The sequence below is a fragment of the Psychrobacillus sp. FSL H8-0510 genome, from assembly GCF_038008345.1.
Taxonomy (GTDB): domain Bacteria; phylum Bacillota; class Bacilli; order Bacillales_A; family Planococcaceae; genus Psychrobacillus; species Psychrobacillus psychrotolerans.
Map to the genome: position 1 here is coordinate 1,767,969 of NZ_JBBOYZ010000001.1, position 19,922 is coordinate 1,787,890.

Here is a 19,922-nt window from a genome sequence, read left to right on the forward strand (position 1 = left end):
GTTTATTTTACTTTATGTTTAATTAACTTTACTTTTTTTATTTCTCCATATGTATGGTATAGTTGCACATCGCTATATGAATACCTCTAGCAAACAAATAAAAAAAGACACCAAGATTTTTCTCGATGCCTTTCGTTGGTACTATATTCTACCTGTTTAATGAACTATTATATTTGCGGATCTTCGTCATTGCTTCTGTATTCCAATAAATCTCCTGGCTGACATTCTAACGCTTTGCAAATAGCTTCTAATGTGGATAATCGCACTGCTTTTGCTTTCCCATTTTTCAATATGGAAAGGTTGGCCATTGTGATTCCAACTCTTTCTGAAAGTTCCGTTACACTCATTTTTCTTTTTGCGAGCATCACGTCAATATTGATAATTATTGCCATACTATTCACCTCAGATTTAGACTATTAAATCATTTTCTTCTTTTATATCTATCGCTTCTTTCAAAAGCCTTTGAAGGACAGCAGCAAAAACGGCAATTACTAAGGATGCAAAAACAGGTACCATCCCGACTATTACTAAACCTGGTGCATCATCCACCTCTGCCATGATAAAAACAAATGGTAAAGCTACAACATATAAGCCACTTATAATAATCGCATAGGTTTTAATTTTCTTTAGGGCTCTAACAGAAAAGTCCGAAAAAGCTAAGTTTTTATCAATGTAATTTAATAGTTTAAAAGATTGGTACAAAGCGAAGTAAAAAGGGATTGCGGAAATATACATTACTGTTAGAAGTCCGTACACGACATACGCTAATTCCGATCCTTTTTCTATTGCCTCCTTGGCTTCCGCAGCTATTTGGGGCAATAAAAAAATACACATTGCGAGAACGGGGATTCCCATAAGAATAACAGCTAACTTTAGAAAAATTGTTGATCCTCGTATCATAAAAGTACCTCCTACATTTAATATACTTTCATAATAGCATTAGATTTATCGTTTATCAATATATAATTATTAAAATACATTACAAAATTATTGTAAAATAGATTTTTAGTAATTAAATTCCACTAAGCTACTGGTTGTTTATTAAAAGTAATTGTAAAAAGTATAGTTTTGCCTGTTAAAGCCTATTCTATAAAGTAAGTTTAGAAATGGAAGGAGCCTTTGTTTCAACATGAAATTTACCCTACCTTTCAGTAAAAGCAAGCACAACAAAGAGAAAGCACCCGAAGAAACAGCTGCTCCGAGAAAAGATATAGGCATGATGACACCGCTTAAGATGGATTTTGTTCAATTAATCAAAGATGCAACTCAGGATCCATCTGATTTAATCGTGAAAGACATTCCACCTAATATTACTCTCATATATATAGACAATTTAGTAAATGATCAAGTGTTAACCGATCATATTATCTCCAATCTCCAAAAAAAATCAGTTGATACGCCAGATACTATAAAGGCTGCACTTTCCATACCAGAGATAAATGCATCCACTCGTTTGGACGTGATCGTAAAATCAATTGTTACTGGTTCAGTGCTTATCCATTTGGAAGGACACTCTCAAGTAATAATGGCTAATATTCCGAAACTGGAATCTCGTAGCTTGTCTACACCTGAAAACGAATCACAAGTAATTGGTGCTCAGGTCGGGTTCAATGAAAGTCTATCTACTAACATTTCCTTAATACGTCGCTATATTGTGAGTCCAGATCTTTGTAATGAAAAGTTCATAGTAGGAAAAAGGACAAATATTTCCGTTGCTCTTCTGTATATTAATGGGATTGCAAATGAACAGATGGTTAACACGTTGCGCCAAAGAATTACTGATCTCGATGTTGATTCACTACTCGATAGTGCCGTTTTATCAGAAATGATTGACGACAATTCTATGTCAGCTTTCCCACAAATGCTTCTGACGGAAAGACCAGACCGGTTTTGTGATGGTCTATTAAACGGCAAATTAGGTATAGTAGTGGACGGTAGTTCCATGGCAATTGTGTGCCCACAGTCATTTATAGAATTTTTTCAAAGTCAAGAAGACCAAAACCTTAGATGGCAAATTGCTACATTTTCACGGCTTTTAAGATTTACGGCTATTCTTTTATCAGTATTTTTGACACCTATATATGTAGGGGCATTAACTTTTCATTATGAAGTAATTCCGCAGGCTTTTTTGGTTCCTCTAAGTGAATCGAGAGCACTGGTTCCTTTTCCACCTGTATTCGAGGCATTGTTACTTGAATTTATTATTGAACTGCTTAGAGAGGCTGGAGCAAGATTACCAACGAAAATTGGACAAACTATTGGTATTGTTGGTGGTATTGTAATTGGAACAGTAGCTGTTCAAGCAGGAATCACAAGTAATATTTTACTCATATTTGTTGCTTTAAGCGCTTTGGCTTCTTTTACTACTCCAAGTTACATGATGGGTAATGTTATTAGGCTAATCCGATTTCCTATTATTATACTTGCTGGCTTTTGGGGTTTTTATGGAATTATGCTAGCATTTTGTTTTATCCTCATACATCTTCTGCGCCAAACTAGTCTAGGTGCGCCTTACCTATCGCCATTTTATCCTCTTAGGCTGAAAGGATTGGCAAATAGTATTATCCGATTACCTTACCCCTTAACGTCTAAGAGGCCTGAGGTAGCAAGACCCGTTGATAAAGAAAAATATAAACCTGAACCTATTAAACCTGAAAACAGCTGAACTGAAGGTGAAAAGAATGAATAATACAATTCAACTTAGCCCAAAAGATATGATTAATGCTTATTTGCTGTTTTTTGTCGTTCACAGTACTCAAATTGGCGTTGGTGTACATGGTTTTCAACGTATTGTGTATCAAGATGCCAAACATGATGCATGGATTTCGGTTCTCCTTGCAGGACTTGCCACACATATAGTCGCTTTTTGTATGATTAAGACTTTAGAAGTTTATGGCTCTAATGACCTCTATGGAATCCAGCAAGATGTTTATGGAAAATGGATTGGGAATTTTTTGAATGCCATTTATATATTGTATTGTTTTGTAGCGTTTTTTTCTGTATTGAGAAATTATATTGAAGTAATTCAAGCATGGATATTTCCTGGAATTAGTACATGGTTTCTTTCGATTACCCTACTATTAATAATAATGTATGCATTTACCGGTGGACTGCGTGTGATGGTTGGTATCTCTTTTTTTAGTGTCATACTCGCTGTCTGGATTATTCCAATGTTAGTGTTTCCCCTAAAGTTCTCAACGATGGATAGTTTATTTCCTATTTTAGAAGTAAATATCATCTCCTTACTTAAAGGAGCACATTCCATGACCTTTACCATTATTGGGTTCGAAATATTAAACATAATTTATCCTTTTATTAAAGATAAGAAAAAAGCGAGCAAATATACGCACTTAGCTTTGTTGTCTACCACATTTATTTACCTTTCAATCATGTTGGTATCTATTATGTACTACACGGAAGGCAAGCTCCTTAAAACAGTCTGGGCAACATTAACATTGTTTAGTTTTATCAGTTTTCCTTTTATGGAGCGATTTGAGTTTGTAGCGGTTTGTTTCTGGATGTTAATCATTTTGCCAAATCTTTGTTTATATCTATGGGCTGCATATCGCGGGATGATTCGGTTAGTAAAAGTAAGTAGCATAAAATTCGTTTGGATCTTTTCAATCCTTGCTTTCTTTGGTACTTTGATGGTGCAAACTAGACCACAGATAAATACGATGAACACTTATCTAGGTAAAGCCGCCTTTTATATCGTATTTGTTTATCCCGTTTTGTTATACCTGATTACGATGCTAAAGAAGAAATTTACATCACAAAAGGAGCAAAACAATGAAAAACTATAGATTTTATTTCATTATCCTTTTTCTTCCCAGTCTCCTTATTGGGTGTGTGGAGACAAATATATTAGATAGAGTTGGGTTGGTAACCTTAGTTGGCTATGATGTCGGAAAAGAAGAAAGGATGGCCACTACCTCCGCTGTTCGTGAAGTGAATCCAGAATTTCAAAGTAACGTAGAAGTGGTCACAACGGAAAATTCAACTAGCAAGGGCAATCGAGTAAAAACCAACCGAAAATTATCTAAAAAAGTAGTAGTAGGTCAAATGAGAGTTGTCTTATTTGGAGAAGAGTTAGCAAAGGACGATATTCATCGCTATATTGATGCACATCTGGAAAACCCAACTGTCAGTAATAGTCTTTATATGGCTGTAGCGGCACCTTTGTTGGAATACGAATATCAAAACATTGACGATATTGGACAACATATTTTTAGGCTATTGGAACAAAACATTGATCAAGAAAATATGATTTCCTCTACTCTTCATGAAGTGGGCCGAGATCTTTATTCGGAAGGAGAAGATATATTTATGCCTATCATAAAAAAAGAGGAAGAATTAGTGGAATTATCGGGAATTGCTATTTTTAAGAACGGCAAAATGGTAAGTTCATTACGACCAGAAGATACTTTTTATGTGAAACTAATTGGAGGTAATTATAAATCTGGAACATTTGAAACAATTTTGACAAAAGAGGAAATTCCAGATGATTTGATGAAAAACAAACCTGATGAAATTCCTTTAGCATTCGATGCTATTACTTCTGAGAAAGAGCTGAAATTAATTAACAAAAATACGCCAGAATTTGATTTGAATATCACAATAAAAACGAGACTAACAGAAATTTATCCTGATGTAAATATTGGAGATCCCAAAACTGTCAAGAAACTCGAAGAAGCGATTAGTAAAAACCTGTCAAGAGAGATATCTAGGGTTATTGCATACTGTCAGAGTGTGGAATCAGACATTTTTGCTTTCGGAGATAAGTATCGAAGCTCGGTAAGAAACTCTAAACTAACAAAGGAAAAATGGCATGAATTATACAAAAATATGAAAGTAAATGTTAAAGTAGACCTTACCATACTGAGAAGTGGCGTTTTTGAATGAGTGAGGACTTAAAAACCTCATCTTAGTCAAACTTATAAATTAGTATTCCGTTTTGTTTGTTGACCTGTCATTACAGACAAGAAATGATAAAAGAATTTTTCGTAATCTATTTTAAATGCTATACGATGAGTCTTTTCCCCATTATTGTTTGAATACGGCCGAGTATCAGCAATACTTTGACCTCTTGAAGGTCCACCCAGGTCATCTACAATAATAACTGGATAAGATCCAAACATGAAAATCTCTGGATAGATCGTTGCTATTAGGGTGAGAGCATCATGGACGGGGCTCCCTTGTAGGGACGGGTCCCTTTCTTGATAAAAGCGTGTATAGTATTCCATTAATGGTTTGAAAATTTTAGTTTGCCCGAATTGTTCTATATAATCTACCATCTCAGGTGTGACTATTGCCTGTTGTGTGGCATTTAATGGAATAATCGTTACATTATTTGCGTACGTCAGCACAATATTCACAGCCACAGGGTCTCCGTGAAAATTTGCTTCTGCAACAGTTGTGACATTTCCTGGAATCCAAAAAGCCCCACCCATAATATAAAATTCTTTCACATTTGTCATAAGGTCTCTGTAGAGTATGAACATCGTGGCAAGTGAAGTAAGTCGACCAATATTAACAATTATTAATTCATCCTTATAATTCTCTATTATTTGGACTATTTCAAGGAAGTTTTCGATAATTACAGTTTGTTTATCATCCGGAATGATTGGACCGAGTCCATGTTCTCCATGTATTTCTGGATAGAAAGTGGGCTCCTCCCCTGTTAAAGGTACCTCCGCCCCGCGGATAACTGGAATTCCTCCAGGAAAGTCAAATAATTTCATTAAATAATATATATTCGATACAGCATCTTCTCTAGACACATTGCCGTAATCTGCTACGATGCCTACAATTTCTATATCTTTGTTTAAACTTGCATAGATTAATGCAACCGTATCGTCGATGCCAATATCACCAAACAGAAGTACTTTTTTACTCAGGTATGCCCCTCCTTTGTTTTTTCTTATTTTAAGTACTTTATGTTATGGCTAATGGTACTAATGAGTCCCTATTATTTACCAATATTTATGGAAGCTAAGCAAAGACCTAACCTGTTCTTTTCAAATGAGTAACAAATGAAATGGGATACTAAAATTTGTAAACAATAAAAAAACCACTTAGATATAATCGCTTCTAAGTGGAAGAATAGACCAGTTCCATTCAAGGGGGATGGCACTTTTTTCGTATGCAATTCGAAGCTGCTATTTAACACCGATACCGACCATATTACTTCTACGCTCAAGTAATACGACATCGCGCCAGATTCCATTTAATCTTCCAATTTGTTTTCTCGTACCTACTTCTTCAAAACCAAACTTTTTATGTAAATTTATGCTAGCAATATTTTCAGGGAAGATCATGGCTTGGATTGTCCAAATTTGCTGTTGCTCACTAGAGTCAATTATATGTTGAAGCAATTTACTACCAACCCCCATTCCAGCTGCAGTTGAAGCAATATATATACTTACTTCTACAACTCCCGAAAATGCACGCATCGTAGAAATAGAGGTAAATGCTACCCACCCCACTACTGCACCATTCTGTTTGGCAACAAATCGGCAATATCTTAGGTGATCATCATTCCATTCGTCCCATGATGGTGCTTCTGTTCTAAAGGTGGCATTCGCAGTTCTAATCCCTTCTATAAATATCTCTCTGACCGAATTCCAATCAGCGAAGGACATTTCAGTTATCACTATATCTTGGTTCATCTGTATTCCCCATTCTCCTAGAAATAAAAGCACTTCCAAGATGGATTATACACCGTTGGAAATGCTTTTAAAAGAACCCGATTATACAATTTGAATACTTAGTAATAAGCCCAAATAAGCCGCTATGACGACGAATAGACTCATGATAAAGGAAAATATGGCCGGCATCTTTTTAACGAATGAGAATAGGCTCATTACAAGAAAAAGGACCGCTATACATAGTAGGAGTACTCCGTCTATACTAAATACCAATTGAACAGCTATGTCCGAAAATACAACTTCATCATGAAAGAGTATAAATAACGAAGAAAAACCTTCATTACTTATTGTCTCGTACATATTATGTGGTGGTGATTGTTGACTCATAGCCCCCGTTGCTGCAAAAATTAGGAGAAGTATGAAGAATTCTACTCTTGCCCAAGGACGAGGATCGAAATTCTCCTTTTTAAGTAATCGTTTTTTCATGAGAATACCATTTATACAAGCATACGCAATTAGTGGAATAATAAATAGATGCTTAATCAGTAGGCTTTGTCCATAAGAAACCATCCAAGTATCAGGATATGCCTCTAATGGTGTAGAGAAGCTCATCAACGATAAACCAGTTATTATTATAATACCAAAACAGTACAACGCCATGATATGAAACCACTTTAAAAAGGAAAGCCAGTTCTTCGTATTTTTGGAAAACCAAGCTACTATAAGTAATATCCCTACCCAAATGACAACAGATGCAAAGTGAAGGAAATGCGTGATGAATCCTTTTAAGCTTTCAATAGAGTTAGCATGACTTGACCAGCTTACACCCAAGATAAGTAGAAAAACGAGTATTATCCCTATAATTGAATAGTAAGGTGCTTTCTTTTCGTGAAAGAATTGGATATACACTCCTAAAAACACCGTTATAACGAACATGAATAACCAAGATTTCCCTACCTCGAAGGTCAATAAAATGGACTGTAAAGATTGAAATAAACCATAGTCTTCGGATAAGTAGATGACTAAGCTAATAAGCGGGACAAAAGAAAAGATCGCTATACCAATTACGGCAAATAGTTTTACCTTTCTAGAAACAACAATAGTAGGTATTAAATCATCAGGGAATAAAGCGAGAATATAGCTCCCCATTAATATAGCGAAGCACACATATAGAAGCGCCTCGCTTATAGTGGTTAAAACAAACATCATTTTTTATTTCTCCGAGTCATCCACCAAGCAGCTAGTGCAACGATAATGACTAAGACGATAATAATTCCTACTGTTGAAATAGAGCTTTTCTCTTCTTGTTCTGTTTCCACTGTCGTATCTATTTCTTCCGTATTAGATTCTACTGGTACTACTTCATCAAGGGGTTCAGTTGTTGGTTCAACTGCTTCAACCTCTTCAGGAGCATCTAAAACAAAATCAATAACCCCCTCTATCGGGTGACCATCTGCTCCAATTATTTTCCAATTGATTTGGTAAGCTCCGTTTGCCAAGCTTTCCATAACATTCCCAGTTAGTAAATGGTCATTTACAGTAATGTCTTCTACTTCTATTTCTTCATCAGAGGAATTCGTTAGTGTAAAGGAGCTAGTTTCTTCAATTTTTGTTAAAAATGAAAGTGTAATGTCATTTAACTTTTCTGTAACAGTACTCCCTTGTGCCGGAGTGGAGCTTTCTAAGCCAGTGTGTGCTAGCGCGTTATTACTAAACAAAAGTACACAAGCAATTGTCATCCATAATATTTTTTTCATAATAAGCCTCCAAAATTTTGTGCATAAATATTAATGCCACTATACTTATACCATAAAGCCATGAAGAATGTGTGAAGTTTGTATTTTTCGTAATTTTGAGATATTCTATATGTGTCAAATATAATATATAGGAGAGATTTTAATGGCAAAATCCACTGCAAGACGTAAAAGAGACCACCTAATACGTAATATAGGCAAAGATGTATCATTAGCTAGAAATGAGGTTAACTTTAGTACCCATGTGCGAATGACTAAATCAAAAAAAGAAAAATTACAGCAACAATATACAAAATATAAAAAGCATTTCACAGAAGGTATAACACCTAATGGAAATGCTTTTTATTATGACTATTTTTAGTTTGAAAAATGAACGCTTAAGCTTTAGTTCTCTTCTTTTGGTTGCTTCCAAACGCGAACTAAATCGCCATCTTTTTCTGTATCGATTACAAACGAACCATTTGAATATCTATCGGATGGACGGTATGCATTTACTAGTATCGTTTCCTGACCTTTTTCTGTTTCTATAATCAGTTGGTCATTTTTTTCCACTAATAGTACGTCGAATACGCGATGAGGATTCGTTTTTAACTCTCTTAACGTAAGTATTCCTCGCTTAGCTCTTACGCCAGCTTCGATTTCATTTAAAGCCATCTTTTTAATGGCACCTCTAGTGGTGATTAACAAGATATCTTCTTTGTTTTGTGTAGAAATCGTGTTGACACTAACAACATAATCTTCGTCTTTTAGATTAATCGCTTTAACTCCACCAGTTTTCACACCAGTGATGGGCACTTCGTCTAGAGAGAAGCGAACAGAATAACTAGCATACGTCGTGATTAACACATCGTCAGAAGGAGCAACGAGTTCTGCCATGATTAGTTCATCATTTTTCTTTAAGTTGATCGTCTTGATCGGTCTTGCGTATCGTTGTACAACATAATCGGAAAGTAATGAACGTTTAATTTGTCCATCTTTCGTGGCTGTTAAAACGCTCAAATCCAGGTCGAATGACTCGATTCCCATTACTTTGATAATTCTTTCCTGTGAATCCAGTGGTACAATACTCGAAATATGCTGGCCTAGATCTTTCCAACGTATATCAGGTAATTCGTGTACTGGTTGGTAAATATAATTCCCTTTAGAAGTAAATATTAGTAGATGGTTTTGCATATTGATAGGTGCTTTATACAGTAAATAATCCGAATCCTTAATCGCAAAATCCTGTCCATTGGAGGCTGTGTAGGAACGTGTACTTGTCCGTTTAATATAGCCGTCCTTCGTTACAGTTACATATACTTCCTCGCTAGGAATAAGAACATCTAACGTTACCTTAATCTCTTCAATCTCATCTTCTAATACTGATTTGCGGGGCTCTGCAAATTGTTTTCTCACTGCTAAAAGTTCTTTTTTAATCACTTTTAATAGTGCAGTTTCCTTTGCCAAAATATTCTCTAACTCTTTTACTAATTTATTGAGTGTTTCTTCTTCATTTTGAAGCTCCGTAATATCTGTATTAGTTAAACGATATAGTTGCAACGAAACAATTGCTTCTGCTTGTGCTTCGGAAAATTCAAACAAAGAAATTAAATTGTTTTTAGCATCCCTTTTATCTTTTGAAGCTCTGATTGCTTTGATCACTTCATCAAGAATAGAGAGAGCTTTCATAAGGCCGGCTACTATATGTAATCGATCTTGTGCTTTTTTCAAATCAAAAATCGTTCTTCGAGTGACAACTTCTTTCTGATGGCCAATGTACGAATCTAAAAGTAATGGAAGAGTCATCATCGTCGGTCTACGATTATGAATAGCAATCATATTGAAATTATAAGCCACTTGTAGATCCGTGTTTTTTAATAAATATTGTAGAATACCATGTGCATCTACTTCTTTTTTCATTTCAATGACAATACGTAGACCTGTACGGTCAGATTCGTCTCGAACTTCTGCAATTCCTTCAAGACGTCGATCATGTCTTTGTTCATCAATTTTCTTGACTAGATTTGCTTTGTTCACTTCAAAAGGAATCTCGGTAATGACAATTTGTTGCTTTCCACCTTTTATCGTTTCAATTTCCGTCTTGGAACGAATGATAATTTTTCCTTTTCCGGTTTCATACGCTTTTTTTATACCTTCTACACCTTGAATAATCCCACCAGTAGGGAAATCAGGACCTTTGATAACGGTCATTAACTCGTCCACAGTGGCAGCTGGATTTTCCATTCTCATCAGTACGGCATCTAGTGCTTCATGGAGTGCATGAGGTGGGATATCAGTTGCATAGCCTGCTGAAATACCTGTAGATCCATTGACGATTAAATTTGGAAATCTAGCTGGTAATACTACTGGCTCTGAATCTGAATCATCAAAGTTTGGAATATAGTCTACTGTGTTTTTATTGATATCGCGTAGAAGTTCATGGGAAATAGCAGATAGTCGAGCTTCTGTATAACGCATTGCAGCTGGCGGATCTCCGTCCACCGAACCGTTGTTACCATGCATTTCAACGGTCATATGGCGCAGCTTCCAATCTTGACTCATTCGCACCATTGCCTCGTAAACGGAACTATCACCATGCGGATGATAGTTACCAATTACATTACCAACAGTTTTAGCTGATTTTCGGAATGGTTTATCGTTTGTATTGCCTTCTTGGAACATGGCAAATAGGATACGGCGTTGAACTGGTTTAAGACCATCTCTAGCATCAGGTAGTGCACGATCTTGGATGATGTATTTGCTATAACGACCAAACCGATCACCGATCACCTCTTCTAATGGCAAATTTTGATAACGTTCGGTTTGTGTCATGCTAAGTCATCCTCCGTGTGTAATCTGTCGTTTTCTAATATATTTGAGTCCTCTTCTAAGCCGAAGTTTACGTTGGCTTCTATCCATTTACGACGTGGTTCTACTTTGTCTCCCATAAGTGTGGTCACATGTCTTTCTGCACGTGCACCATCTTCTATAGTCACTCTAATAAGTGTTCTAGTTTCAGGATTCATCGTAGTGTCCCATAATTGGTCAGCATTCATTTCTCCAAGACCTTTATAGCGTTGGAGTATGTACCCTTTTCCAATTCGTCCGGAAGCAGCTTCTAATTCCTTTTCTGTCCATGCATATTCAGAAACTTCTTTTTTTCCTACACCTTTATAAATTTTATAAAGCGGAGGTAAAGCGATATATATATTACCATTTTCAATTAAAGGTTTCATATAGCGATAGAAGAATGTTAATAATAGTACTTGAATATGTGCACCGTCCGTATCAGCATCCGTCATGATAACGATTTTGTCGTATGCAATATCCGCTATTTGGAATTCTGCTCCTACCCCACCACCAATAGCATGAATAATCGTTGCAATTTCAACATTTTTCATAATATCCGCGAGGTTTGCTTTTTCTGTATTAATAACTTTACCACGTAGTGGAAGGATTGCTTGGAACGTGCGATCTCTACCTTGTTTAGCAGATCCTCCTGCTGAATCTCCTTCGACTAAATATAGTTCATTTCTCGCAGCATTTCTCGATTGAGCTGGAGTTAACTTCCCAGATAACAATTCAGATGGTTTACGTTTTTTCCCGTTACGAGCATCTTCACGAGCTTTTCTCGCGGCTTCACGAGCTTGCTGCGCACGAAGTGCTTTTCTTATTAGAGAAGAAGCTAACTCTGAGTTTTCTTCTAAAGTATATTGCAATTTCTCAGAAATAACCGAATCTACAGCGCTTCTAGCCTCGCTTGTACCCAGTTTTCCTTTCGTTTGTCCTTCGAATTGTAATATATTCTCTGGAATTCGAATAGAAATAATGGCAGATATACCTTCTCTAATATCGGAGCCTTCTAAGTTTTTGGCTTTTTCTTTTAAAAGATTGGTTTTACGAGCATATTCGTTAAAGACACGCGTTAAAGCGGCTTTAGCGCCCGTTTCATGCGTACCACCATCACGTGTACGAACGTTATTTACGAAAGACAGAATCGTTTCTGAATATCCGTCGTTAAACTGAAAAGCAAATTCAACTTCAATTTCATCTTGTATGCCTTCCATGTAAAACACAGGGTGCAAGACGTCTTTTTCCTCATTCAAATAAGAAACGAATGCTTCTATACCTGTTTCATAGAAGAATATGTCGTGTGCTTCTGTACGCTCATCTTTTAATTCAATTTTTAATCCTTTTAACAGAAAGGCAGATTCTCTCAATCTCTCACATAAAGTTTCGTAATTGTATTTAACTACGGAGAAGATAGATTCATCCGGTAAAAAACGAACAGAAGTCCCGGTTTCTTTTGTTGTTCCAATTTGTTTTAACGATTGAACAACTTTTCCGCCATCTTCAAATCTCTGGTGGAATTTTTTGCCGTCGCGATGAATTTCCACATCCACATAGCTAGATAGCGCATTTACAACAGATGCACCTACACCATGAAGACCACCACTTGTTTTATAACCACCTTGTCCAAATTTACCACCAGCATGTAAAACAGTAAAAATAACTTCGGCAGTTGGTATTCCTGTTTTATGTGTACCAGTAGGCATCCCCCGACCAAAATCACGGACAGTAATACTTTGATCCGCATGAATAGTCACGAGGATATGATTACCAAAACCGGCAAGGCTTTCATCTACTGCATTATCTACGATTTCATATACTAAATGATGCAAACCTCTTGCATCTGTTGAACCAATATACATACCCGGTCTTTTACGAACGGCTTCTAAGCCTTCTAAGACCTGAATATCATCATCACTATAACTATTTACTGCTCCAACTTTACTCAAATACTTTCCCTCCAAAACAAAACATCTGTTCTTTACTCTTCCTTTAGCCTACAAATGGATACTCATTATGTCAATTTTTTCAGTAGTTAATGCCAGAATTTAATTGTAAGGAAAGATGTATTAGATTGCAAACTCCCTTTTAAAGCATTCTAGATATTGTTACTGTATTCCTTCTTGACTTAAAGAAATGGAGAATAAAAAACTGGAGTTAGCACATCGGCTACTCCATTTGCTCCTCTTTTGACAAAGTGAAACTTCCATTGATTATAACCTAATAATACTAGTAAAACGGATTTTATGTAAGTTTAGTTCTTTTATCTTCTCAATTGTATCACGACTAAATAAAATATTTGAAAAACCTTTCTCTCAAGAGCATTGAATACTTATAAATATACATGGTACACTTAAAAAAGATAAATATAATTTTAGATTCATAACAAAGGAGTATACTATGATCATAATTCTTTTACTCTTACTCGCTTATCTAATAGGTTCACTTCCCTCTGGACTATGGGTTGGAAAACTATTCTATAATATCGATATACGAGAGCATGGTAGTGGAAATTTAGGCGGTACAAACACATTTAGAACACTAGGAAAAAAAGCGGGCTTAGTTGTTACGATTTTGGATATTCTAAAAGGGACTGCAGCAACTCTGCTAGGTTCTTTGGCTATATTCGAAACGGTAAATGTTCATCCGTTAATCCTAGGTGTTATAGCAGTAGTAGGTCATATGTTCCCGATCTTTGCAGGATTTAAAGGTGGAAAAGCAGTAGCAACTTCTGGTGGGCTATTGCTAGGGTATAATTGGCCAATCTTTGTCATATTAGTAATAGGATTTTTTATCATTTTAAAAATGACAAAAATGGTATCTCTCACTTCCATGATTTTAGCGATAATTGCTGTAGTGTACAGTGTTATTTATTACTTTACGGTAGATAAGGACTGGCCACTTGTAGTAATTGTCCTATTGCTGGCAACATTCATATTTTATCGTCACCGTACAAATATTAAACGCATTAAAGCTGGTACCGAACCAAAAGTGTCTTGGATCTAATCTGATGAAAGTATGGTGGTACGTATGAAAATAATTATTTCTTCCGATGCAATGCATTGGTTTCACAAGGAAATGGAAGCTGTAAAAGGCGATAACATTCGCTTTTTTGCACGTTACGGAGGATCAAGTCCTATTCATGAAGGCTTTTCTTTAGGGGTTACGAAGGACACACCATTCGAGCCTGCTGTAACCTATAAAAAAGAAGATATCTTGTTTTTTATAGAAGAAACGGATGAATGGTATTTTGATGGACATGATTTGCACGTAGAGCTAGATTCTACTAGGGATGAATTATCCTATGTATACAAAAAAGCGTAATCCACTTAGGATGCGCTTTTTTTATTTGGAGAATTATTTAGTATTTTGTATAATCTGCATTCTATCGGGGATGATAAGCTTGATATTTAAAGACTACTTAGGGAGTTGATATAAATGACAGACCAAAATAAAAGCGCTAAGTCAGACAAAAAAGATCCTTCTACCTTCACTGCTTATGGGGACCCTATCAATGATACGCATCCTTCTCTAAATGATCAGCATACTAAAGCCACTTCTCCTATTGCAAAGAGTACTCAAAATGTGAGCAGCGGAAGGATTAATCCGGACACCAAAAAAGATGATACTTCTGCATATGGTGATCCTATAATAGATAACTCCACTTCCCCCTTGGATGAGGATAATCTAGCCAATTCCACAATTGCTAAATCGACTCAAACTAAAAACGGATTTACTTATTTAGAGTAATCCAATTATCTATATTTTTCTCTTCTTTCCAGCAACAAATAGTCCTTTGACTTGGTAATAGAGATAGTGTTGTTAATAGCAAACTTTTCTAATTGGGTTGTTACATCATTGGGGGTAAACTGTACAATTCTTATATTAAATCCTTTATGCAGTTTAAGTGTTGCTCCTTTAGTCGCCCACCCATAGCGTTTAAAGACAACTTTATTTATATCGGTTGGAGACAAATTCCTTTGAAAAACTGTAAAATGAAAAATCATGGTCTGATAATTCAAGTTATCTTGGTTAATAATGAATTCAGTCTTTATAAAGAAGCTAATAACACCAAAAAGCAGGAGAAAAATGGACCAGAATATAGATACTCCAGATTCACCAATACTTAAGAAAAAAAAGAACATTCCATAGGCTAAAACCAGAAATATTGGGCTTTTTGCTGTTACTAACTTGTAAACCATTTATTACTCCTCCCCCTAATATCCAGACTTTTCATTTAATTATAACTGAATTACAAATAAAAACAGCTAGAGATTTCAATAATCTCTAGCTGTTTACGAATTTCTATTAAATCTCTCTAACTGCTCCAACAATCCCTCTTTTACCATGATATCCATTTCGTGTTTACCAAATAAATCAAAGTGAGGATAAGCTTCTTTATAGTCAATCCATTCGGCCTTTAAGCCGTATTTCTTACCCCATTCAATTAGCCTGGGCACATCACTACAGCCGACTTTGGTGACCGTGTTACAACCAGGAAATCGTTCATCAATCCAATAATGCGTTAAGAAAGCTATATTCCCCTCCAGGACATCTCGTTTCCATTCATTTAACTCATGTCGTTTAATACCAAATGCCATTAAGCATTCTCCTTGGCTATTTCTACATATTTTGCATCCCATGCCGCATGAACTCGTTTCAGAGATACGGGTCGGAAGTTGTCTTTCCTCACTATTACATGCTCAGATGTTGCGTTTGAAGCAACTGTACCGTCTTCATGTATAATCTCATAACCATAGGTTGTTCGTAGCTTACTATGTTTTTCAATCCAGGTTCTAATCACTACAGTCTCCCCGTACTTCACAGGAGTTTTATAATTTACGTTCACATTTGTTACCGGCGAAAGGTATCCATCCTGCTCTAGTCCCGCATAGGAGAATCCTAAGTCTTTGATTAGTTGGGTTCTTCCTATTTCTAACCAAATAACATAATTCGCATGATATACTACACCCATTTGATCGGTTTCAGCATATCGTACTTCAATTTCTTTTTCACTTAAAAACATTTAAAGTCACCTCAGTGGTAATTATACTAAATTGCTGATAAAAATACTGTTACGCACTACTTTGTAGATAAAAATCATTACTTTCCTAATTTAATTTTATCCAAATTTAATTTTATCCAATATTTTAGCTAAATCATTAATTGGCAAGAGGTCATCTGCTGTATAAAATTTATTAAATTCGATTTCTGTAATTTCTGTACCAAGCACATATTCCCCTATGACTAACTCAAGCAAATCAAAAGTTACTTGGTAATAATCATCATTTTCTTCCTCAAACCCTTTAATATATAACTTTAAATAGAATGCTGTATATTCCTGATCATATGTATAGTTGAAAAAGACATCATCACGAGTGAGCATAATATCATTTACTGTTGTTCCATCTTCCCCATCATTTCGTTGTTCAAATGCGATGATTGTAAACTTTTCCATTGCGGGAGCAGCATCTACTAGCCGAATTACATCAGGAAAGTTTTTTCCAATAGACGAAGCTTTAATCGTAAATTCTCTTTTCCCGTTGATCAATGCGACAGGGGTAGAAAAAGTTAGTTGATTGTTTACTTTATTTATTAATCTATATAAATCTCCGTATATTTTCTCTATGTCGTCCTCCCTTAAATTATAAAGTTTTTTCTCATGATCGATAAAGTACTGCCAAAACTTCTCAATTGGATCTTTCTTTTTAAACAAATTACCAAACATTCATAACCCCTCCTTCATTTCTTTAAGTATAAACTAAATTTCTAACCTTGTTTAATGTGTAAAAGCACGATCGGTTGTAAGGCATTGCGTTAGATGTGAGATGAAGAATTCCTTATAAAAAGAAAAAGAGACTATATCCTAAGAAGGAATAGTCTCTTTTAAGGTAATTCTTATGCTTCTAACATTTTGTTACGTAATACCATTTGTAGGATACCACCATGACGGTAGTAGTCTACTTCTACTTCTGAATCGAAACGAGCAAGTACGTTGAATACTTTTTCAGTTCCGTCTTCAGCTTTAGCTGTAACTTGTAAAATATCACGAGGTTTTACACCTTCTGCAATATTAATACTGATTTCTTCTTTACCAGTTAAGCCTAATGTCTCAACGTTTTCTCCTGGTAAGAAGTTAAGTGGTAATACACCCATCATAACTAGGTTAGAACGGTGAATACGCTCAAAGCTTTCTGTAATAACAGCTTTAATACCTAATAAGTTTGTTCCTTTAGCAGCCCAGTCACGAGAAGATCCCATACCGTAATCTTTTCCACCAAGAACTACTAAACCAGTATTCGTTTCTTGATACTTCATAGCTGCATCATAGATAGGCATAATTTCGCCTGTTGGCCAGTAAGTTGTATATCCACCTTCTGTACCTGGAGCTACTTGGTTACGAATACGTATGTTTGCAAATGTACCACGCATCATTACTTCATGGTTACCACGACGTGAACCGTATGAGTTAAAGTCGCGTATTTCAACCCCATTTTCGCGCAAGTATTTACCTGCTGGAGTATCTTTACCAATTGCACCTGCTGGTGAAATATGGTCTGTTGTAATCGAATCCCCAAATTTAGCTACTACGCGCATTTTATCTAGTGATTGGATAGCACCAGGCTCTTTAGATAATCCTTGGAAGAATGGTGGGTTTTGAATGTATGTTGACTTGTCATTAAATGAATATAAAGATTCAGTTGACGTTTCAATAGCATTCCAAGCTTCGTTCTCATCAAATACACGTGCATATTCTTTTTGGAATAATTCACGAGTAACAACCGTTGAAAGTACTTCATTTACTTCTTCTGTTGACGGCCAGATATCAGCAAAGAATACTTCGTTGCCATCTTTGTCCGTACCGAATGAATCTTTTTCAAGGTCGATATCTACAGTTCCAGCAAGTGCATAAGCTACTACCAATGGTGGTGAAGCTAAATAGTTTGCTTTCACAAGTGGATGTACACGACCTTCAAAGTTACGGTTACCAGAAAGAACAGACGTTACGAAAAGATCTTCGTCAATAATTGCTTTTTCAATTTCAGGTAATAATGGTCCTGAGTTACCGATACAAGTTGTACAACCGTATCCAACTGTATTGAATCCGATTTTGTCAAGGAACACGTTTAGACCAGAATCCTCTAAATAACCAGTAACTACTTTAGATCCTGGAGCTAGAGAAGTTTTAACGTAAGCTGGAACTGTAAGTCCTTTTTCTACTGCTTTTTTAGCAACTAAACCAGCAGCTAACATTACATATGGGTTAGATGTATTTGTACAAGAAGTGATTGCAGCAATTGCTACAGCCCCTGTTGGAATTTCTACATCACCTTCTGCAAATTTAGCAGTAGCTGTTTTGTCAAATTCTTTTTCAGATAGACCGAAACCTTGTGTACCTTGTGGAGCAACAACTGATTCACGGTAACGAACTTTCATATCTGTAAGTGGAATTAAATCTTGTGGACGTTTTGGTCCAGAAAGGTTTGCTACGATATCTCCAAGATCGATCTCTACAACGTCTGTATAAACAGGTTCTAGAGTTGGATCAAAGAACATATCATTTGCTTTTAAGTATGCTTCTACTACAGCAATATGCTCTTCATCACGTCCCGTTAGACGTAAATAGTTGATAGATTCTTCATCAATTGCAAAGTAACCACATGTAGCACCATATTCAGGAGCCATGTTCGCAATTGTTGCACGGTCAGCTAAAGGTAATTTAGATACACCTGGTCCAAAGAACTCAACAAATTTACCTACAACACCTTTTTGACGTAATACTTGCGTCACTTTAAGTGCTAAGTCAGTTGCAGTAGTTCCGTTTGGAAGGTCTCCAACTAATTTAACGCCGATTACTTCGGGAATTGGGAAGTATGAAGGTTGACCAAGCATTCCTGCTTCCGCTTCAATACCACCTACACCCCATCCAAGTACTCCAAGACCATTGATCATTGTTGTATGGGAGTCAGTACCTACTACTGAATCTGGGAAGGTTTCCAAAGTGCCATCAGTACCTTCGTTAACATGTACGATTGGTGCTAAGTACTCTAAGTTAACTTGGTGAACGATACCAGTTGCTGGAGGTACAGCACGGAAATTATCATATGAAGTTTGGGCCCATTTCAAGAAGTTGTAACGCTCTGCATTACGCTCAAATTCAAGATCCATATTAGCTTGTAAAGCTGATGCAGTACCGTATTTATCTACTTGTACCGAGTGATCGATTACAAGATCTACTGGAATAGCAGGGTTGATTTTGTCTGGATTTCCACCCATTTCATTCATCGCTGAACGAAGTGATGCTAAATCTACAACTACTGGTACTCCTGTGAAATCTTGAAGTACAACGCGTGAAGGTTTAAAAGGTACTTCTGCTTCTGTATTAGCATCTTTACCCCATTTTGCTAATTGGTTTACATGATCTTCTTTAATAACATAGCCATCATATTGACGTAAAACAGATTCTAATAATACTTTGATTGAATAAGGAAGGCGTGAAACTTTTGCGATGCCAGCTTCTTCTAGTGCTGCTAAACGATAGTAGTTATACTCTTTACCATTTAGAGAAAACGAAGTACGGCTATTGTGTAAATTACTTTTTGCCATTTGTATTCCTCCTAAGATCTATTGAAAAGTGTTTGTTAAGTGACTTTTCTCCACTACTAATCATACAAGAATATACTTGATAAGT

At 36.1% G+C, this 19,922-nt stretch carries 20 protein-coding genes; 7 read left to right on the forward strand and 13 right to left on the reverse strand.

Annotated features, from left to right (window positions below):
* Positions 1-167: 167 nt before the first annotated feature.
* Together MHI40_RS08635 and MHI40_RS08640 are read right to left on the reverse strand one after the other, a co-directional pair.
* A complete protein-coding gene (locus MHI40_RS08635) occupies positions 168-392 on the reverse strand; it encodes a helix-turn-helix domain-containing protein (protein WP_340762290.1) in 225 nt (74 codons plus the stop codon).
* A 16-nt stretch (positions 393-408) separates the two neighbouring features.
* Positions 409-900, reverse strand: coding sequence for a DUF2975 domain-containing protein (locus MHI40_RS08640; RefSeq protein ID WP_340762291.1), 492 nt, complete (start codon positions 898-900; stop codon positions 409-411).
* A gap of 229 nt (positions 901-1,129) precedes the next feature.
* On the opposite strand from MHI40_RS08640, the gene MHI40_RS08645 reads away from it, so the two are divergent.
* From MHI40_RS08645 to MHI40_RS08655, 3 genes are read left to right on the forward strand one after another with little or no spacing between them, the layout of a single operon-like run.
* Positions 1,130-2,665 carry a spore germination protein gene (locus MHI40_RS08645; protein WP_340762292.1) on the forward strand — a complete coding sequence of 512 codons (1,536 nt, stop codon included), beginning with the start codon at positions 1,130-1,132 and terminating at the stop codon, positions 2,663-2,665.
* Positions 2,666-2,681: 16 nt separating this feature from the next.
* Positions 2,682-3,803 (forward strand): GerAB/ArcD/ProY family transporter, encoded by a 1,122-nt coding sequence (locus tag MHI40_RS08650; protein WP_340762293.1) that lies wholly within the window; start codon positions 2,682-2,684, stop codon positions 3,801-3,803.
* Positions 3,790-4,902, forward strand: a complete 1,113-nt coding sequence (locus tag MHI40_RS08655) for a Ger(x)C family spore germination protein (protein ID WP_340762294.1) — start codon at positions 3,790-3,792, stop codon at positions 4,900-4,902. Before MHI40_RS08650 ends, MHI40_RS08655 begins: the two co-directional genes overlap by 14 nt.
* Before the next feature lie 32 nt (positions 4,903-4,934).
* On the opposite strand, the gene MHI40_RS08660 is transcribed toward MHI40_RS08655, so the two are convergent.
* The 4 genes from MHI40_RS08660 to MHI40_RS08675 all read right to left on the reverse strand — a co-directional run bounded on the left by MHI40_RS08660 (position 4,935) and on the right by MHI40_RS08675 (position 8,404).
* Positions 4,935-5,897 carry a nucleoside hydrolase gene (locus MHI40_RS08660; RefSeq protein WP_340764448.1) on the reverse strand — a complete coding sequence of 321 codons (963 nt, stop codon included), beginning with the start codon at positions 5,895-5,897 and terminating at the stop codon, positions 4,935-4,937.
* A gap of 261 nt (positions 5,898-6,158) precedes the next feature.
* Positions 6,159-6,668, reverse strand: a complete 510-nt coding sequence (locus MHI40_RS08665) for a GNAT family N-acetyltransferase (RefSeq protein WP_340762295.1) — start codon at positions 6,666-6,668, stop codon at positions 6,159-6,161.
* A gap of 81 nt (positions 6,669-6,749) precedes the next feature.
* Complete coding sequence (locus MHI40_RS08670; RefSeq protein WP_340762296.1) at positions 6,750-7,856, reverse strand: copper resistance D family protein; 1,107 nt, start codon at positions 7,854-7,856, stop codon at positions 6,750-6,752.
* Complete coding sequence (locus MHI40_RS08675) at positions 7,853-8,404, reverse strand: copper resistance CopC family protein (protein WP_340762297.1); 552 nt, start codon at positions 8,402-8,404, stop codon at positions 7,853-7,855. Before MHI40_RS08675 ends, MHI40_RS08670 begins: the two co-directional genes overlap by 4 nt.
* Positions 8,405-8,546: 142 nt before the next feature.
* Here MHI40_RS08675 and MHI40_RS08680 point away from each other — a divergent pair, with 142 nt between their 5' ends.
* Positions 8,547-8,762, forward strand: a complete 216-nt coding sequence (locus MHI40_RS08680; RefSeq protein ID WP_340762298.1) for a hypothetical protein — start codon at positions 8,547-8,549, stop codon at positions 8,760-8,762.
* Positions 8,763-8,785: 23 nt separating this feature from the next.
* On the opposite strand, the gene parC is transcribed toward MHI40_RS08680, so the two are convergent.
* Together parC and parE are read right to left on the reverse strand one after the other, a co-directional pair.
* The gene (gene parC, locus MHI40_RS08685; protein ID WP_340762299.1) at positions 8,786-11,212 is read right to left on the reverse strand and encodes a DNA topoisomerase IV subunit A; all 2,427 of its coding nucleotides are present in this window, start codon (positions 11,210-11,212) and stop codon (positions 8,786-8,788) included.
* Positions 11,209-13,179 (reverse strand): DNA topoisomerase IV subunit B, encoded by a 1,971-nt coding sequence (gene parE, locus MHI40_RS08690; RefSeq protein WP_093534198.1) that lies wholly within the window; start codon positions 13,177-13,179, stop codon positions 11,209-11,211. The genes parC and parE overlap by 4 nt, the downstream gene beginning before the upstream one ends.
* A 451-nt stretch (positions 13,180-13,630) precedes the next feature.
* Between parE and plsY the strand changes: the two genes are divergently transcribed.
* The 3 genes from plsY (at position 13,631) to MHI40_RS08705 (ending at position 14,980) form a co-directional block, all read left to right on the forward strand.
* Entirely contained in the window at positions 13,631-14,236 is a 606-nt protein-coding gene (plsY, locus tag MHI40_RS08695; RefSeq protein WP_093534196.1) for a glycerol-3-phosphate 1-O-acyltransferase PlsY, read from the forward strand.
* 24 nt (positions 14,237-14,260) lie between these two features.
* Positions 14,261-14,554: a HesB/YadR/YfhF family protein gene (locus MHI40_RS08700; protein ID WP_340762300.1), complete on the forward strand. Its 294-nt coding sequence runs from the start codon at positions 14,261-14,263 to the stop codon at positions 14,552-14,554.
* 114 nt (positions 14,555-14,668) lie between these two features.
* Complete coding sequence (locus MHI40_RS08705; RefSeq protein ID WP_340762302.1) at positions 14,669-14,980, forward strand: hypothetical protein; 312 nt, start codon at positions 14,669-14,671, stop codon at positions 14,978-14,980.
* Between the two features lie 5 nt (positions 14,981-14,985).
* Here the strand turns inward: MHI40_RS08705 and MHI40_RS08710 are convergent, their stop codons facing one another.
* The 5 genes from MHI40_RS08710 to acnA form a co-directional block, all read right to left on the reverse strand.
* Positions 14,986-15,432: a hypothetical protein gene (locus tag MHI40_RS08710; RefSeq protein WP_340762303.1), complete on the reverse strand. Its 447-nt coding sequence runs from the start codon at positions 15,430-15,432 to the stop codon at positions 14,986-14,988.
* 93 nt (positions 15,433-15,525) lie between these two features.
* Positions 15,526-15,831 carry a hypothetical protein gene (locus MHI40_RS08715; protein WP_340762304.1) on the reverse strand — a complete coding sequence of 102 codons (306 nt, stop codon included), beginning with the start codon at positions 15,829-15,831 and terminating at the stop codon, positions 15,526-15,528.
* Positions 15,831-16,256, reverse strand: a complete 426-nt coding sequence (locus MHI40_RS08720; protein ID WP_340762305.1) for an acyl-CoA thioesterase — start codon at positions 16,254-16,256, stop codon at positions 15,831-15,833. The genes MHI40_RS08715 and MHI40_RS08720 overlap by 1 nt, the downstream gene beginning before the upstream one ends.
* Before the next feature lie 96 nt (positions 16,257-16,352).
* On the reverse strand, positions 16,353-16,958 hold the full coding sequence (locus MHI40_RS08725) for a hypothetical protein (protein WP_340762306.1): 606 nt from the start codon (positions 16,956-16,958) through the stop codon (positions 16,353-16,355).
* A gap of 170 nt (positions 16,959-17,128) precedes the next feature.
* The gene (gene acnA / locus MHI40_RS08730; protein WP_340762307.1) at positions 17,129-19,837 is read right to left on the reverse strand and encodes an aconitate hydratase AcnA; all 2,709 of its coding nucleotides are present in this window, start codon (positions 19,835-19,837) and stop codon (positions 17,129-17,131) included.
* Between the last annotated feature and the right edge of the window lie 85 nt (positions 19,838-19,922).

Bases quoted from the DNA above. Each gene is read 5' to 3' on its own strand.
- MHI40_RS08635 (WP_340762290.1), bottom strand. From the start codon at position 392: ATGGCAATAATTATCAATATTGACGTGATGCTCGCAAAAAGAAAAATG.
- MHI40_RS08640 (WP_340762291.1), bottom strand. From the start codon at position 900: ATGATACGAGGATCAACAATTTTTCTAAAGTTAGCTGTTATTCTTATG.
- MHI40_RS08645 (WP_340762292.1), top strand. From the start codon at position 1,130: ATGAAATTTACCCTACCTTTCAGTAAAAGCAAGCACAACAAAGAGAAA.
- MHI40_RS08650 (WP_340762293.1), top strand. From the start codon at position 2,682: ATGAATAATACAATTCAACTTAGCCCAAAAGATATGATTAATGCTTAT.
- MHI40_RS08655 (WP_340762294.1), top strand. From the start codon at position 3,790: ATGAAAAACTATAGATTTTATTTCATTATCCTTTTTCTTCCCAGTCTC.
- MHI40_RS08665 (WP_340762295.1), bottom strand. From the start codon at position 6,668: ATGAACCAAGATATAGTGATAACTGAAATGTCCTTCGCTGATTGGAAT.
- MHI40_RS08670 (WP_340762296.1), bottom strand. From the start codon at position 7,856: ATGATGTTTGTTTTAACCACTATAAGCGAGGCGCTTCTATATGTGTGC.
- MHI40_RS08675 (WP_340762297.1), bottom strand. From the start codon at position 8,404: ATGAAAAAAATATTATGGATGACAATTGCTTGTGTACTTTTGTTTAGT.
- MHI40_RS08680 (WP_340762298.1), top strand. From the start codon at position 8,547: ATGGCAAAATCCACTGCAAGACGTAAAAGAGACCACCTAATACGTAAT.
- parC (WP_340762299.1), bottom strand. From the start codon at position 11,212: ATGACACAAACCGAACGTTATCAAAATTTGCCATTAGAAGAGGTGATC.
- plsY (WP_093534196.1), top strand. From the start codon at position 13,631: ATGATCATAATTCTTTTACTCTTACTCGCTTATCTAATAGGTTCACTT.
- MHI40_RS08700 (WP_340762300.1), top strand. From the start codon at position 14,261: ATGAAAATAATTATTTCTTCCGATGCAATGCATTGGTTTCACAAGGAA.
- MHI40_RS08705 (WP_340762302.1), top strand. From the start codon at position 14,669: ATGACAGACCAAAATAAAAGCGCTAAGTCAGACAAAAAAGATCCTTCT.
- MHI40_RS08710 (WP_340762303.1), bottom strand. From the start codon at position 15,432: ATGGTTTACAAGTTAGTAACAGCAAAAAGCCCAATATTTCTGGTTTTA.
- MHI40_RS08715 (WP_340762304.1), bottom strand. From the start codon at position 15,831: ATGGCATTTGGTATTAAACGACATGAGTTAAATGAATGGAAACGAGAT.
- MHI40_RS08720 (WP_340762305.1), bottom strand. From the start codon at position 16,256: ATGTTTTTAAGTGAAAAAGAAATTGAAGTACGATATGCTGAAACCGAT.
- MHI40_RS08725 (WP_340762306.1), bottom strand. From the start codon at position 16,958: ATGTTTGGTAATTTGTTTAAAAAGAAAGATCCAATTGAGAAGTTTTGG.
- acnA (WP_340762307.1), bottom strand. From the start codon at position 19,837: ATGGCAAAAAGTAATTTACACAATAGCCGTACTTCGTTTTCTCTAAAT.